The organism is Psychrobacter nivimaris, assembly GCF_009812035.1.
In the GTDB taxonomy this organism is placed as follows: Bacteria; Pseudomonadota; Gammaproteobacteria; order Pseudomonadales; family Moraxellaceae; genus Psychrobacter; species Psychrobacter nivimaris.
Genome location: NZ_VZIZ01000016.1, coordinates 1 through 16,188, shown reverse-complemented (window position 1 = coordinate 16,188; position 16,188 = coordinate 1). Strand labels below are relative to the sequence as shown.

Genomic DNA, 16,188 nt, shown 5'->3' with positions numbered 1-16,188 from the left:
CAGTAACGACGTTATTGTCTTAGAAATGCTTTATTAAAAATAAAAAGGCTGCTTCAATATTGAGACAGCCTTTTTTAATGTTATTTTCAAACACAGCTTAAAGGTTAAATGTATCAAGCACTCTTTTTGCTAATGATTTGATCCGCTAGTGTCGATAAATCTGATGCGGTCAAATCAGGAACTGGTACATTTGGCGCGTTTAGCATTGCATTATAGGGACGGGTCAAAAATGCACCGCGACAACCTGCCGCTTGTGCACCTATAGTATCCCAGAGGTGACAGGCAACAAGACATAAGTCTGACGTATCAACAGCTAGCGTATCAGCCACCAATTGATAAGTATCAGGTGCTGGCTTGAACTTGCCAACAGTCTCAATACTGAAGTGCTGCTCAAAGTACTGACTGAGACCTGCTTTTTCTAATGGCGTTGGGGATGCACTGCTTGCTGAATTGGTCAGCGTAACCAGTCGAAACCCTGCATCACGCAAACGAGTCAGTGCTGGTGCAGCATCAGGATGAGCCGGCAACGCGCTCATTCTTTCTTTGAACTCATTGATGTCGGCGTCTGTCAAAGTCACTTGTCTGATATCAGCAACCATTTGCAATGCACCAACCCCAAGCTCGCCAAAAGGCGTATAGAGGCCGGACAACGTCATAGTTTGCGAGTACAGTACTAGCTGAGCGAACCATTCTCTCAGCACTCTTTGCTTACCAAAGACGCGCATGAATAAAGGCGTTAGCGTGTCGATATCGAGCAATGTTTCATTGACGTCGAACACAATAATCGAGGGAAAGCGTTCAGAAGACATAAAGTATCCTTTTATAGAATGACATTTTTATAACGTCGTATGGTTTACTCAGTCATGTTGGCCAATTGCTCTAAGATACTGATGTAGTTCTCGACCCCTTGAGCACCGCTGACCAGATGACGCTCATTAAAGATAATCGCTGGTACACTTTGGATGCCTTGCTGTTGCCAATGCTGCTCTTCTGCTCGTACTTCTTTTGCAAAGAATTGACCTTCCAACACTGCTAATGACTCACTACGATCAAGCCCAGTCTCTGCTGCAATATCGGCAAGCACATTGATATCTGAGATATCTCTGTTATTGGTGAAATGCGCAGCAAACAAGGCTTGCTTTAGCTCATGCATGCGGCCTTGCTGATCAGCGAAATGTAGCAGCTGATGCAAGTTAAAGGTGTTGTGCATGCGTGTGTCATCATTGAAATTAAATTCAAAGCCAACTTCCTGTCCAGCTTCAGTCATTCTGACTCGGCTAGCATCTGATTCTTGTTTAGTAGAGCCGTACTTTTCAATAATATGCTCACGTAGATTTTGACCTTCGCTTGGCATATTTGGGTTTAGCTCAAACGGATGCCAGTGGATAGTGTGAGCGGTATTGGTTTGCTCAAGTGCTGCTGCCAATTGACGATAGCCGATAACGCACCAAGGGCAGACGACGTCTGAGACGATATCTATTCGGAGTGGTTTTTCTGATGTGCTCATATTTCCTCACGGGTATTATTATGTATGTTTTGTTTGGGATATATAGATAGTGGCATATCAGTTGGGATCAAGCAGATATACCTAGTTATCAGACAACTATAACTAGTTACCATATATCAAGTCAGTTCATACTAAGAGAATGACTAAGTGATTACAATGTAGTCTGCGCAGTCGGCGTCGCCAATTCGGTAGCGTAATTGTAACCATTACTAATAAGAAAGTAGGCGTTTTTGCAATACGCTGACTCAGTCATAACAAAACCTACGAATACTTAACCAAGCAGGCATGGTCATAACATAGCTTTTTATTTAAAGTGGCTTCGTTAAATGGCAATCGAAGAATAAAAATTCTAAGAAAGAATAAAAATTAACATCAATAATGGAGTCACAGATGAAAAATATCACTGAAGCAATGAACTGGCGCTATAGCACAAAAGAATTTGATACCAATAAGAAAATCTCAGTAAAAGACTTCCAAAGTCTAAAGGATATTTTACGCCTCAGTCCTTCGAGTACCAACATTCAGCCTTGGCATTTTGTCATTGCTGATGATGAAGCTGGTAAAGCCCGAATCGCAAAAGGCACGGAGGGCATGTACGAGTTCAACGATGCTAAAGTAAAAGGTGCCTCGCACGTTATTGTATTCTGTAGCCGTGTCTATGCTGATGATGAGTTTTTGGATGACATCTTAGAGAAAGAAGATGCAGATGGTCGTTTCGCAGAGCCAAAATTTAAAGAGCAAATGCATCAGACGCGTAAAATGTTTTTGGACATTCGTCGTTATGAGCAAAAGGACGAGCCACATTGGTTGATAGAGCAATTGTATCTTAATATGGGCGCTCTACTACTAGGGGCTGCAACCTTAGGTATTGATGCGGTTCCGATGGAAGGGGCGGATTTGAAAGCACTTGATGAAGAGTTTGATTTACGTAGCAAGGGCTATACTGCTGTGGCGGTCGTGTCGCTTGGTTACCGTAGTAAAGATGACTTTAACGCTGAGCTGCCAAAATCACGTTTTGATGAAGAAACTATTATCACGAAGGCATAGCCAGTAGTCAGCTAAGCAAATGACGTTTTTGATAGACAGATCTACTAAATACTATACGTAAAAAGTCTATCTAAGAGCCTCATAAACTGACCGTTTATGAGGCTTTTTTTTAGGGACTTCCTTTGAAATAACGTTAAAAACTGATGATAAAAAATATACTACCTATTAGCAGCGCTAACATTTCGATACTCTCGCAGATTAGAAACTACACTGGAATCCCTACAAAGTAAAAACAAAACAACTGTTTTCATACGTCATAATAAATTTATTGACATTGTCATTTTGAAGCGTATTTCACCACTCTATTATATTCACCTGCCAGCGAGAAGCCAGCATGTCTACTTTGACCTTAACAATCAATAAGCAAGATTATCAGCTTGAAAATCTTGACGCCCGTACGACACTGCTCGACGTCTGTCGTCAGCACCTACAAATTACTGGACCCAAGAAAGGCTGCGATCACGGTCAATGTGGGGCATGTACCATGCTCATCAATGGACGACGGGTTAATTCTTGTCTGACGCTCGCCGTTATGCATGATGGTGATGACATCACAACGATCGAAGGCATTGGAATGCCAGAGTCATTATCGGCATTGCAGCAAGCGTTTAAAGACAATGATGCTTTTCAATGCGGATATTGCACGCCAGGTCAGATTTGCTCTGCGACCGCCTTGATAGAAGAAGTAAAGCAAAACTGGCCAAGCCATGTCAGTACCGACTTAGAAAATCCTGATGGTTTCCTTGTACAAGAAATTGCTGAGCGCATGAGCGGTAACATCTGCCGCTGCTCAGCTTATCCAAATATTATCAAAGCCATTTCACAAGTGCTTGAGAGTCAAGTTTCAGAGAGTCGAATACAAGAAGCTAGTGCTCAAACAGCAGACAACACAGTGCAAAACTCAAGCGTGACAGGTATCTGGTCGCCGCCACCGAGCGAGGCGCAACTTGGTAAGACTTCAGCGAATAACAAGACAGTAAATGCTACAACAGGGGGCCGCTCATGAAACGCTTTGAATACAGTCGTGCTGATGCACCAGAGCAAGCGGCAATATCTGCCAGTACCAGAGATGCGTCATTTATCGCAGGCGGTACCAACTTATTAGATCTGATGAAATTGGAGATTGAAACGCCAATTAAATTGGTCGATATTACCCGTTTAGAATTAGAGCAAGTCGAAACTACTGCCGACGGAGGTTTGCGTATCGGTACGCTTGTGACCAATAGTGATTTGGCTGCGCATCCTGAAGTCATTGCAAATTACCCAGTATTATCCCGAGCGATTTTGGCAGGGGCGACTGGTCAACTGCGCAATAAAGCAACGACTGGCGGTAACTTCTTACAGCGTACCCGTTGCTACTATTTTTATCAGACAGACAGCGCCTGCAACAAGCGTGAACCGGGAACAGGTTGTCCTGCTATCAATGGCGAGAACCGTACGCTGGCTATCCTAGGTACGAGCGACGCTTGTATTGCTCAGCATCCATCTGACATGGCAGTGGCAATGCGCTTGCTAGATGCCACTATCGAGACAGTCAAAGCTGACGGATCGACTCGTTCTATCAATGTAAAAGATTTTTATTGCTTACCAAAAGATACGCCGCATATCGAAAATGTATTAGAGGCAGGTGAGTTAATTACTCACGTTGTATTACCTGCGCCTATTAAAGGTATGCATACTTATGACAAAGTGCGCGATCGCGCCTCTTATGCCTTTGCACTCGTATCCTGTGCCGCAGTGGTAGACGTTGACGACAGTGGCAAGCTGAACACAGTACGATTGGCATTTGGTGGTATCGGTACTGAGCCATGGCGTAACGAAGCGGTTGAGGCACTGTTAACGGGTACCGATGGCAATAATGACGTTATCGCGCAAGCTGCCGATCTGTTATTGAATGATGCCAAAGGTAATGGTCAAAATGACTTTAAGATACCGTTGACGCGTCGCCTACTAAAACAAGTCATTCAGCGCGCACTAGCGGGCGAGGGAGCATAATCATGTCATTATTTGAATCAATCACTCAGTCAGAACCGACCAAAAAAATGACCATGGATGAACCTGTTGAGTCTTTATTTAGCACAACAGCGAGTAAACTGGTTGGTAAGCCAATTAACCGTGTTGACGGCTCGCTAAAGGTTAGTGGTCAAGCGCATTATAGTGCCGAAATCCATTTAGACAATAAAGCGTACGGTGTCTTGGTCGGTGCGACCATTGCCAAAGGACAAGTCGAAAATATCGATAGCAGTTCTTTAGATGGCATTCCTAATATTATCAAGGTCGTGACAGACCCTAAGCACTTCTTGCGTAACTCTCAGCAAGGCGGGTTAAAAAAAGCACCGAAGCAGGGAGCGACTGAGGTTTTTTATCATGGTCAGCCTATTGCGGTGGTCATCGCTGAAACCTTTGAGGCAGCAACAGAAGGGGCGAACGCGCTTAAAGTCACTTATAAAGATGAGACTGATCAGGCGGCATTGAATTTTACTAAAGAGTTGTCTAACGCTCATGAAGTCGATGAAAAAAAAGGCTCTGACAAAAATTATGTCCAAGGCGATCCTGAGCAAGGTCTAGCTGATGCTGAGGTAACACTAGATCGCTTCTATCATACGCCAAGTCAAAACAGCTCGGCGATGGAGCCACATGCGACATTGGCACATTGGGAAGGCGATAAGCTCGTTCTTTATACGGCAAATCAAATGCTGGCGTCTTGTAAGCAGCAAGTCATGGACGCGCTAGACTTAAACAAAGATCAAGTTCAGCTGATCGCGCACTATGTCGGTGGCGGGTTTGGTAGCAAGCTCGGTATTGCGCCTGAGTCTATTGCCGCTGCTATTGCGTCAAAAGAGCTTGGTCGTCCAATATTGATTACCATGACTCGTCCACAAGTGATGGAAGCGACAGTCAGACGCTCAAACACTCGTCAGCGTATCGCAATCGGCTGCGATAAAGATGGCGTTATCGATACGTTGATTCACGATACTATTTCTAGTAATTTGCCAGACGAGGCGTTCTTTGAGCCAACTGCCTTGTCTACGCACTATCTATACAGTGGTAAAAACCGCCGTGTAAACTATGAAATGGTAGACATGAACCAAGTGCTATCAGGTTCGATGCGTGCGCCTGGTGAAGCGGTCGGTATGATTGCCGTTGAATGTGCGATGGATGAATTGGCTGCGCAATTGGACCTTGATCCTATAGAGCTACGTCGCCGTAATGAACCCGAAAAAGACCCTAGTAAAGACATTCCATTTTCGACGCGCCAGCTGATTGCCTGTATGGAGCAAGGTGCTGAGCAGTTTGGTTGGAGTCAGCGTAACGCAAAGCCTGCCAGTCAATTAGAAGGCGACTGGTGGATAGGAACGGGCATGGCTGCTGCCGCACGTGGTAATCAATTACAGTCTTCTGAAGCTCGTGCAACGCTGCAAATCGATAAGTCAAAAGCGCTTGGTGTTAAAGCAGTTATTGAGACAGATATGACGGATATCGGTACTGGGTCTTATACGGTGTTTTCTCAGGTAGCTGCAGACCTGTTAGGACTACCTATTGACCATATCGAGATGAAATTAGGTGATAGTGCCCTGCCGCCTGCATCAGGTTCAGGTGGTAGTTGGGGCGCTGCAAGTGCAGGTAGTGGTGTCTACCTCGCTTGTGAGCAGTTGCGTGAGATGTTAGCAGCAAAAGTCGGCCTGTATCCTGATACGATTCAGCTAGATAATGGTCAAATTAAGCAAGTAGGCAAGCACGACTTAACAGCGATAGAGGCAGCCAAAGAGAACGGTCAAGCGTTTGCTGATAGCACTATTGATAAAATATCTGAAACGACCGGAGTCTCATTTTCAGAGAATGTATTAGAAGAACAGTCAGATTCAGAAAAATATGATTTCGACAATACAGAGTCATATGCACTTGCTGACGTGGTAGCGGGCTATGATGAGCAAAAAGTCAGTGCTAAAGGACAGATAAAGCCAGGTAAAAATGGTAAGAAGTATCGTCAGTCTTCTTTTGGTGCAAACTTCGCTGAAGTGGCGGTTCATAAAGTCACTGGTGAGATTCGGGTGAAACGTATGACAGGTGCATTTGCCGCTGGTCGTATTCTAAACCACAAAACTGCAACGTCGCAATGCTATGGTGGCATGGTATTCGGTATTGGCTCAGCGTTGATGGAAGAAGTGATTCATGACAAACGTGACGGTCGTCTCTGTAACCATGACCTTGCCGAGTATCATGTGCCAGTTAATGCGGACGTACCGCAGTTAGATGTCATATTGGTAGAAGAAGATGATCCTTATACCAATCCAATGCACATCAAAGGTATCGGTGAGACGGCTATTGCAGGTGCTGCTGCCGCGATTGCCAATGCTATCTATAATGCGGTCGGTGTGCGTGTTTATGACTTCCCGATTACCCTCGACAAGCTGCTTTATGAGATGCCAGAGTAGTTTTATCAGCTTATGTATGACAAGAACCCGCTTAATGAGCGGGTTTTTATAACTCAATCAGCAGTATATTTCGTCATTATCAAGAAAATAACTACCAAATAAGAGGCGTTATGAATCAGGTCGCTGACATTCTTAAGCTGGCAATCAAAGTTAAGCAACAAGGTATTGATGCTGTATTGGCAACGGTCGTACGTACTGAAGGCTCAGCATATCGCCGTGCTGGCGCGATGATGCTTATCTGTGAGGATGGTCGCTCAGTTGGGATGATTAGTGGTGGTTGCTTGGAGCCGCATATTATCAAACGTGCCTTTTGGCTTACTCGTAACGGTGCCAATGTGCAAGTTTATCAGACGGGTGATGACATTCAATATGCTGACGATGGCCAAGCGCAAGCAAGCGTGAAGCGAACTAACTCTGATATATATGATGGGTCGGATAACGACTTAGATGACGCGGACTTTGATGAGCTAAATTTTGGATTGGGCTGTAATGGGCGAGTGCATGTATTATTTGAGCGACTAACGACAGCAACGCCATTGTTAGAGACCATCCGTAATATTCGACGCACTCAGCAGCCGATTACTGTAGCGACTTTAATTCGTGCTAACGACTATCAGCATCAAGATTATATATCGCAAAACAGTGATAATTTGCAAATCGGGATGCGGATTAATTTAGATGAACATCGCAGTTTAGGAAGTGTTTTTGCGCTAGGGAAAACAACTTTTTCAAGCATACTTGCCAATACCGTAGAAGAATTAGCAGAATATAAGCTGTCTGATAAAAATGCCAAATATGTGATAGTAGAAAACGGCGAGGTAACAACAGAGTGGCTTGTGCAACGCCTGCAACCACAATTGCGTCTATTGATTTGCGGCGCAGGTAACGACGTGATGCCACTAGTGACCATGGCCAAGCTACAAGATTGGCATGTGACGGTCGTAGACAGTCGCTCGCAATATGCGACGCGTATGCGGTTTCCTCAAGCAGATGTTGTGATGTCGATACCCTTAGATGACAGTGAGACTTTGCTTAAGCTCAGTAATAACGCAGCCGTCGCCCTGATGTCACACAGCTTGAGTCAAGATCGCGCGCGCCTAACTGTACTGCTCGAGCATTCAAACAATTATAAATACTTAGGACAATTAGGGCCGCGCTATCGAACCGAACGTTTAATTAATGAGATTAGCATAAACCTTAGCAATCCTACTATGTTAGAAGCTGGCATTCATAAATTGCATTATCCGATTGGTTATAAGCTGGGTGGAGATGGCCCTGAGGCACTTGCGCTTGGTATCATGGCACAGGTTAATGCGGTCATGCACGATCAAAACGCTTCAGTAAGTGGCTCGCATAACGATTTTTCAAATATCCCAGCGGTGAGTAATGATACGGATGCCAATACTGTCCAGAGTGGCGTATGAGTAAGCGTGCATTTACAGAAGGTGCTGAACATACAGAAAGTACTAAACAGCAGAGCCAGAACCATGCGGTCATCATCTTGGCAAGTGGCCTCAGTCAGCGTCTCGGTCAACCTAAGCAGCTACTCGTTAAGAATGGCGAGCTATTAGTTACTTATATGACTCGATTGGCAATAACGACCAATCCGCAAGCCATTGTCATTGTCATTCCTGATAATCATCGTTTGATTGCTAGTACGATGACAGAGTTGGCTAATCAATATCCAGCGGTTCAAATAGTGGTGAACTCACAAGCTGATACTGGTATGGCGCATAGTTTACGTTTGGGTATTGGAAAAATTGCTGCTCTTGAATCGACTTCAATCGATCGAGTGCTCATCATGGGAGTCGATCAAGTATTGTTAGATAAGCCACATCTAACAGCTTTGCTAGCGGGCAAGCAGACGGTAGTGGCCAGTCGCTATCACAGTTGGCAAGATTTAGCGAAACATCAAAATCGAGATAAAACGGTGTCTGATATTATAGGTCCACCTTTAGCAATTAACTATAAATTGCTTAGACAGTGGCAGTCAGAATTGATAGGAGACAAAGGGCTTCGTCATCTCATTAGAGGATTGCCCGCTGATCAAATAGGTGAGGTCGATAATGACCAACTTAGCTACGATATTGATACGCCCGAGCAGCTAGCATTTGCTAGAAGACAGGATTGGCTTGATAGCTAGCATGATTAATTTAATTTATTTTGAACAGTATTCCTTCTGAACAATAAAATGCGAGAGAATAAAATTATAAATACGATAGAAACCGAACGACTGTACCTACGACAGTGGCAAGCGAGCGATTTTGCGCCATTCGCTGAGATGAATGCAAATCCTGAAGTAATGGAATACTTTCCCAAGTTATTAACTACTTCCATGAGTAATACTATCGCCAAAAAATGCCAGTCGCTGATTAATGATAATGGGTGGGGTTTTTGGGCGGTGAGTTTAAAAGAGACAGATGCTTTTATCGGTATGGTTGGGTTAAATCACGCGTATGCCGATATGCCGTTTTCTCCTGCTGTCGAGATTGCTTGGCGCTTACATAATGACTATTGGGGACAAGGTTATGCAACTGAAGCTGCCCGAGCATCTCTGGATTTTGCCTTTGTTGAGCTAGAGATTGAGGAAGTGGTTGCCTTTACTGCCGTTATCAATAAGCGCTCACAATTGGTTATGGAGCGCCTTGGTATGACCAATACACAGGAGGATTTCTATCACCCTATGCTTGACCTTAATCATCGGCTCGCTGAGCATGTGCTATACAAAATTACTCGGCATCAGCGGCAAGATACTGTGCTCACTTAATTGCATTGACGGCTGTCTTTTACTCTGTTTGGCTACTATTATCACGCGAAAACGTCAAAATATGTCCCTTAAACGGTAAGTCTAGATAAGTCGTATTTTCAGGTTTAACGTGCTTACTACTAAAGCCAAATTCAGTCATCTTGTTGGTTAGTTTGTTTTTGCGTCCGCGACCAGGATCGACCACGATGACCTCGCAAGTCGGCATAGCATGGCGGTCAATAAACTCAGCTAATATGTCAATGTGTTGGTCTTCATAGAGCAAGTCACTGCCGATAATCATATCAAACTTGCCAAGATGGCTATTGTCCTCTGCCCAGTCTAAACGCTCAAAGTTTATCTCTTTGGTATTATTCAGCGTGGTATTTCTATCAAGGAAATACTCAACCGTTGGATGATAGTCAGTCGCTGTGATGTCCGCATGTCTATGATTCAATAGCAGACTAGAGAGCGCCATACCGCAGCCAACTTCCAAAATACGTTTGCCTGCAATATCGTAATCGAGCATATGATTGGCCAGCACCAAGCTTGACGGCCATATCACCCCAAACATCGGCCAAGAAGCAGAGCAGATACCCAAATTTAACGCTTCGTCATCAGGGTCGCTAAATTGTTGATTGTCACGCAAAGTACAAATATGAATGTCGGTATTGCCAATTTCAATCGTTTGATAACGCACGCGCACAGTGGTCAGCGAAGTCATAAACTGTCCTAAAAAATAAGCAAGAATGCAAGGTTTGGCAGGGGTTGCCGATTTCGGTAGGGTACAACGTTGGAAAAGATAATTAAAATATTGGAAGCGGTATAGATGTTTGAATGATTAGAGATTTGTGGCAACTTAAGTTGTGGCAAGAAAATACCTAAGTGTATGAGAAGAGTATGACCTAAATTCTGACAAGTTATTGTTAATTCTGAGAGTATTGTTATTGCTGCATAGAGTTAGCCGATATCAAAGAGTGATATAGGTAAGAATGGTACGAACAGTTTCATATAAGCATAAGTAGTGTGCTTAGCTAGAATTAAGCACACTGCTTATGCTCGCGTAAAAGATTGAGATTAGGCATCAAATCATTGGATACAGCGGAATCAACTAAGTGAGTTAAATCAGTTAAGAAACCTCCTTAGTTAAGAAATCTCAATCCAGAGGTTTTGAGTGCCCATACCAGCTCTACAAAAGCGCGACTGTTGGTCAGAGGTTCGCCATCGATGATGAGAACGTAGCCTGCATTATCTATCCATAAAAACACAAAGCTGGTCTCAGGAATGAGTAGGTCGACCTGTTGAAAAAACGAGATTGCCTGACTCTCTACTGCCCACCCACGTTGCTTTTGGCGGAGCATAAAGCCTGAAAAATCAGCGGCGGCGACACTGAGCATGTCCGCTTCTTCTTGACTATAGCCAACTCGCGCTAAACAAAACCCTTCATCAGAGCCGATCGCGGATCGGCGTTTACCAGATAAGCTCACCACGACATAAGGCAAAAACTGGTCCAATGGCAAGTTAGGCGCTGGTAAAAACAGTGACAGCTTTTCAATCCAACCTTTTTCGATAAAGCTCTGTAACCATTGTTCAGAATAACGCTGAAGCCAGTCAGCGGCGAGCAATGTCTGATCATAAGACAGCAAATCCTGTAATGCCAACTGCTCATCAGTCGGTTCTTTCTGTGAAAACGCTTCGAAAATACCAGCTGGCGTCAGGGTAAGATAGGTTTTATCAGCATTTAAGTAAGAGGACATAGTAACTACCATTATGATAAAAGTGATTAATAAGTGACGAATTAGGCTTTCATATCGTTGAGTTCAAATAATTTCGATACAAGGAAACCGAGCGTAAGTTATACATTAATATGCTTAGTGAAGATGACGATGTAGCAGCTTTATATGGATTTGACTATAGTTTGATCGAGATGATGTTGGCAGTTGTCCCAGCGCGCATCGAACTGCCAATCACTTCTACCCAAACGGAACCATACCAACGAAAATGCGAGACGATCATTGCGCGCAGTACAATGGGCAAAAAACTCATTTTCGATTTGCTCAATCGTACCCCAGTCTTCGTCCTCACGCGCTTGCATCAGCTCAGTGGTGATGTCTTTAGCGATTTCTCGGGCATCGTCGCTGCTGATACGCAGCCGTTGCTTTTGCTCATTGAGTGAAGGGGATATCAGTACACTCCAACGAGTGGCCAACATACTATTGCGCTGGATGTATCTTTTTTTATCAATGCAATCACGAAAGCCCTGCTGGACATGAGGATACAAACGATCTTTGATACGAGTAAATAGGTTGTTTACATCATATGGGATATCAAACCAGCACCCATAAAAAAAGTCCGCTACAGCGCCTTGTAACGGCTCTTTCTCCGTCAACAGTAACGCTGCATTGATACGCTGCTCATGAAAATGACGGTTATTGGGTGCCAAAAATACTTTACGAGAGTAAAACCGAAATACTCGGTGCGCGACTCTTTCATTTTCTTTGATCAGGTCTGAATCAGACATAATAATACCCTCCTGTCATCGCTATTATTACGACGGTGCTTGCTTCAGTGGTGATGACTCCATATAACAAGCGATGATGTAATCCAGAGAAATAGCGCTTGATATCAATACAATGATTGAGCGACTAATCCAATAACGTCTGCATTAAATCAATCATAAATTCGGCATCTTCTTCGCTCATTGGCTCAAACCCTTGAGGCATGCCAAGCTCAGCCAAGGCCTCTTTACCATCTGCATCGTTGTGCAAATTCAGGATGGCTTCTAGGAAGATTTGTGCATCGGGAAAGTCTTCTTTGACTAGTAACACATGACTGATATCAGCCAAGTCACTTTCGATAAGTACTGACAGCTGAGTCTTGGTCAAGCGTGAGAAGCTATGAAAAATCTCTGCCAAAAAGAACGCGACTTGGGCTTCACCTTTGATGACCTTGCGGGCAGCCGCTTGATAGGTCTCGGTCACATCCCAGTTGAGATCAGACGCTTCTATATCGACGGCTTCTAGCAAGCGCAAGCCAATCAGTTTGACATCTCGGTTGTCGGCCATCGCGACAGTAGCCCCTGCTTGAATGTCTTCCAAACGGCTGATAGTGCTATTGGCAGCGGCTGCAATGATCATCTCGTCAGATTTACCGATAGGTCGGGCAATGGCTCGATAGCCTTGCTCTCGAATGAGAGTGGCTGCATCAAAAGGGTTGGCATAAATGATTTGAATGTCACCAGCATCAATGACCTGCTCTTGCTCAGCGTGAGAGGCAGGAATATTGAGATGCATGTTTAAGTTGGCACGTTTTTGAATCAAGGTGTTGAACATGTGCCAGCCTGCAAAGCGATCAGGCGAAAAATCAGGGGCGATTAACATATTGTGTGTCGTCATGAGTTAGCCTTCCTCATCTTGTTTCATTTGGGCATATTGAGTCATCGCCGCTTCAATTTTGCTGCGTGATGGTTTGCGTCGTACCGAGGTGTAGCCGACGGTTTCACCGCGACGCACGTTAGGCACCACAGTGGCATAGACCCAATAATAACTGCCGTCTTTGCATAAGTTTTTGACATAGCCATGCCATTTTTGTCCAGACTCGGCAGTACTCCATAAGTCTTTATAGGCAGCTTTTGGCATATCAGGATGACGCAAAATATAGTGCTGTTGGCCAATCAATTCATCTACATGATAGCCACTGATTTCGACAAAGGCGTCGTTGACGTGAGTGATGATACCGTCGAGATTGGTACGCGAGACAATCAGTTTGCCATCTGGGTAGGGGCGCTCTATACCAGTATCATAGACAGTCCGTGACGTGCCATCATGATAAGTCATCGTGATTTGCTCAGCAGGCATATCGGGTTTGTGTGCATCAGGGATTGGAGAACCCATGGTCATCTCCTTCGTTGATCGTTATATCGTCAATCCTCTATAAATTGAACACGGTGTCAGCCTTGCTTAGTCTACTACTTGTAGTACTCTCACTCGGCTTTCTTGCGTTCAAATTATATTGAACCGACTATGTTTATAGTGATTAAAAAGCTAATAAGTTCGATAAGCAGTCGCTAATCAAATGAGCTTTGCCAATGCTTCTGAAGCACGCTTAATATCTAGGAATATCAAGCCAAGCTTGGCATTGGGCTTTGCCATGATGGTGAGTACGGCTTCATCGCCTGATGAGGTCATGATGACGTAGCCTTTCTCGCCTTGAATCATAATACGATCGATACTACCGCGTGCCAACTCGCGGCCTGCACGGTCACCTAATGATAATAATGCTGCTGACATAGCACCCACACGATCTTCATCCACGCCGGTTGGTAGAGCTGAAGCAATCATAAGACCATCGCTAGAGATTAGCGCAGATGCTTCAACATCTGCTGATGAACTGTTTAAGTCTTCCAATATCTGCTGAAATGAATCTGTACGCATATCGCTTTCTCTGTACTGGTGATTGGTTTTTTATTTATGAACTAATGAAGTTAGTCAAAAATATCCTTGTTTAAAGAAAGGTATTATAAATCCTTACTAATAATATTGATATACATTTGCCCAATTAAAAGTAAATTTTTTGGACTTTTGTGCCTTTTGTCATCAAATCATTACCCCTTATCTTTATTTTTTCGAGGAAAATGTTGGTTTTTTATTATGTCTAGTCGATGAGCGGTTGAAGACCTAGCAAGATCCTTGGTATTTTTTCGAATAGAGATATTCTTTGTAACTATAGATTAATGTCCACCATTGCTATCAAACGGAGCCGCTGGAATTTAGCTAATAAAAATCGCTTATAGATTCTTATGATGAAGATATTTACTAGACTTATAAGTCTCAAAAATGATATACAGTCATGAGGGGATAAATGTTGACACTTCTAAATGCGTTATAAAAATACAAATTGAGTCAGCTTTTTTGATCTTATCAGTCTCTATACATAATCTTGTATAGGGGCGATTTCAGTTTTACATCAACGTTTATAGCCCTTTCGTTTACTCAATATGTTGTAGCGTCGATGTAAATAATTACTATCACCAGTTTTATCCTAAGGAAGAAATACATGAGCATCAGTGAAGCCATCCAAAAAGTCGAAGCACGTTATGCCCATCAGCCTGAATTCATTCAAGCAGTAAAAGAGGTGGCAATTACGATTCAACCTTTATACGATGCGCAGCCTGAATATAGTACGTTAAAGGTATTCGAGCGTTTGGTAGAGCCTGATCGGGTATTTGGCTTTCGTATCAATTGGGAAGATGATCAAGGCGTGGTACAAGTCAATCGTGGTTGGCGTGTGCAGTTTTGCAATGCTCTAGGCCCTTACAAAGGCGGTCTTAGATTCCATCCTACCGTCAATCAATCCGTATTGAAGTTCTTAGGCTTTGAGCAAATCTTTAAAAATGCCTTAACTGGCTTGCCTATTGGTGGCGGTAAAGGTGGGTCAGATTTTGATCCTAAAGGTAAAACAGACAGCGAGATACGTCGTTTTTGCTATGCCTTTATGCGTGAGCTACATCATTACGTGAGCAAAGACATGGATGTGCCTGCTGGTGACATCGGCGTCGGTGGTCGAGAAGTTAGCTATATGTTTGCGATGTATAAGAATTTAACGCGTGAATCAACAGGGGTTATCACTGGCAAAGGCGTGGGCTTTGGTGGCAGCTTGATGCGTACAGAGGCGACTGGCTACGGTGCAGTCTACTTCTTAGAAAATATGCTCATCGCTCAGAACGATAAGCTTCAAGGCAAAAAGGTGCTGATATCAGGAGCAGGTAATGTCTCATTACATGCTGCCGAAAAAGTGAATGCGCTAGGTGGTATGGCAATAACTGTCTCTGATTCACAAGGGACGTTGCATGATGAAAATGGTCTCAATCAAGAAAAAATTGATTGGCTCAAAAAACAAAAGCAGCAAAACAAGCCTTTAGCAGAGTATGTTGATGTTTATGGTGGCGAGTGGCTTGCCAAACAGAAACCGTGGCAGTTTGAAGCTGATATTGCGATTCCATGCGCTACTCAAAATGAAGTCAATGAAGCTGATGCCAAATTGTTGGTCGAAAATGGCGTGAAGTATGTGGTGGAAGGCGCTAATATGCCACTCACTGCGGAAGCAATTGATTATATCCGTTTGCACCGTGTTCATTATGCACCTGGTAAAGCTGCTAATGCGGGCGGGGTAGCAGTATCTGCGCTTGAAATGTCGCAAAACTCTGTCCGTCAATATCAAACCTTTGAGCAAGTCGATGAGCGTCTAAAAGGTATTATGAAAGATATCCACGACAGTGCTGCGAATGCTTCAGAACAATATGGTCAAACTGACAATGGTTATGTCGATTATATGGCTGGTGCCAATATGGTTGGCTTCAAACGTGTGGCTGATGCGTTGGTTGCTTTTGGTATTTTGAACTAGGGTGTGTTGACAATTACCGTAAATGGATAATCGTCGCTGCTAAATAGATATTA

At 43.7% G+C, this 16,188-nt stretch carries 16 protein-coding genes; 8 read left to right on the top strand and 8 right to left on the bottom strand.

Annotated elements, in window-relative coordinates; genetic code table 11:
• Window positions 1–113: 113 nt before the first annotated feature.
• Window positions 114–809, bottom strand: a complete 696-nt coding sequence (locus FQV37_RS07315) for a haloacid dehalogenase type II (protein ID WP_160022018.1) — start codon at window positions 807–809, stop codon at window positions 114–116.
• A 44-nt stretch (window positions 810–853) separates the two neighbouring features.
• Window positions 854–1,507 carry a DsbA family oxidoreductase gene (locus tag FQV37_RS07310; protein WP_057761286.1) on the bottom strand — a complete coding sequence of 218 codons (654 nt, stop codon included), beginning with the start codon at window positions 1,505–1,507 and terminating at the stop codon, window positions 854–856.
• A gap of 390 nt (window positions 1,508–1,897) precedes the next feature.
• On the opposite strand from FQV37_RS07310, the gene nfsB reads away from it, so the two are divergent.
• The 7 genes from nfsB to FQV37_RS07275 all read left to right on the top strand — a co-directional run bounded on the left by nfsB (window position 1,898) and on the right by FQV37_RS07275 (window position 9,757).
• Entirely contained in the window at window positions 1,898–2,554 is a 657-nt protein-coding gene (nfsB, locus tag FQV37_RS07305) for an oxygen-insensitive NAD(P)H nitroreductase (protein ID WP_160022016.1), read from the top strand.
• Window positions 2,555–2,888: 334 nt separating this feature from the next.
• On the top strand, window positions 2,889–3,560 hold the full coding sequence (locus tag FQV37_RS07300; RefSeq protein ID WP_160022014.1) for a 2Fe-2S iron-sulfur cluster-binding protein: 672 nt from the start codon (window positions 2,889–2,891) through the stop codon (window positions 3,558–3,560).
• Window positions 3,557–4,549, top strand: a complete 993-nt coding sequence (locus FQV37_RS07295) for an FAD binding domain-containing protein (protein WP_160022012.1) — start codon at window positions 3,557–3,559, stop codon at window positions 4,547–4,549. The genes FQV37_RS07300 and FQV37_RS07295 overlap by 4 nt, the downstream gene beginning before the upstream one ends.
• A 2-nt stretch (window positions 4,550–4,551) precedes the next feature.
• Complete coding sequence (locus FQV37_RS07290; protein ID WP_160022010.1) at window positions 4,552–6,990, top strand: xanthine dehydrogenase family protein molybdopterin-binding subunit; 2,439 nt, start codon at window positions 4,552–4,554, stop codon at window positions 6,988–6,990.
• A 110-nt stretch (window positions 6,991–7,100) separates the two neighbouring features.
• Window positions 7,101–8,414 (top strand): XdhC family protein, encoded by a 1,314-nt coding sequence (locus FQV37_RS07285; protein WP_160022008.1) that lies wholly within the window; start codon window positions 7,101–7,103, stop codon window positions 8,412–8,414.
• Window positions 8,411–9,133, top strand: coding sequence for a nucleotidyltransferase family protein (locus FQV37_RS07280; protein WP_160022006.1), 723 nt, complete (start codon window positions 8,411–8,413; stop codon window positions 9,131–9,133). Before FQV37_RS07285 ends, FQV37_RS07280 begins: the two co-directional genes overlap by 4 nt.
• A gap of 48 nt (window positions 9,134–9,181) precedes the next feature.
• Window positions 9,182–9,757: a GNAT family N-acetyltransferase gene (locus FQV37_RS07275; RefSeq protein WP_205962068.1), complete on the top strand. Its 576-nt coding sequence runs from the start codon at window positions 9,182–9,184 to the stop codon at window positions 9,755–9,757.
• A 19-nt stretch (window positions 9,758–9,776) separates the two neighbouring features.
• Here the strand turns inward: FQV37_RS07275 and FQV37_RS07270 are convergent, their stop codons facing one another.
• The 6 genes from FQV37_RS07270 to FQV37_RS07245 all read right to left on the bottom strand — a co-directional run bounded on the left by FQV37_RS07270 (window position 9,777) and on the right by FQV37_RS07245 (window position 14,166).
• A complete protein-coding gene (locus FQV37_RS07270) occupies window positions 9,777–10,457 on the bottom strand; it encodes a class I SAM-dependent methyltransferase (protein WP_102093868.1) in 681 nt (226 codons plus the stop codon).
• A gap of 418 nt (window positions 10,458–10,875) precedes the next feature.
• Entirely contained in the window at window positions 10,876–11,490 is a 615-nt protein-coding gene (locus FQV37_RS07265; RefSeq protein WP_160022004.1) for a hypothetical protein, read from the bottom strand.
• A gap of 140 nt (window positions 11,491–11,630) precedes the next feature.
• The gene (locus FQV37_RS07260) at window positions 11,631–12,254 is read right to left on the bottom strand and encodes a hypothetical protein (RefSeq protein ID WP_160022002.1); all 624 of its coding nucleotides are present in this window, start codon (window positions 12,252–12,254) and stop codon (window positions 11,631–11,633) included.
• Between the two features lie 124 nt (window positions 12,255–12,378).
• Window positions 12,379–13,128: a PhnD/SsuA/transferrin family substrate-binding protein gene (locus FQV37_RS07255; protein WP_160022000.1), complete on the bottom strand. Its 750-nt coding sequence runs from the start codon at window positions 13,126–13,128 to the stop codon at window positions 12,379–12,381.
• A 3-nt stretch (window positions 13,129–13,131) separates the two neighbouring features.
• A complete protein-coding gene (locus tag FQV37_RS07250) occupies window positions 13,132–13,626 on the bottom strand; it encodes a PAS domain-containing protein (protein ID WP_160021998.1) in 495 nt (164 codons plus the stop codon).
• Between the two features lie 177 nt (window positions 13,627–13,803).
• Window positions 13,804–14,166: a roadblock/LC7 domain-containing protein gene (locus FQV37_RS07245; RefSeq protein ID WP_160021996.1), complete on the bottom strand. Its 363-nt coding sequence runs from the start codon at window positions 14,164–14,166 to the stop codon at window positions 13,804–13,806.
• Window positions 14,167–14,788: 622 nt separating this feature from the next.
• Here FQV37_RS07245 and gdhA point away from each other — a divergent pair.
• Complete coding sequence (gdhA, locus tag FQV37_RS07240) at window positions 14,789–16,135, top strand: NADP-specific glutamate dehydrogenase (protein ID WP_160021994.1); 1,347 nt, start codon at window positions 14,789–14,791, stop codon at window positions 16,133–16,135.
• Window positions 16,136–16,188 lie beyond the last annotated feature (53 nt).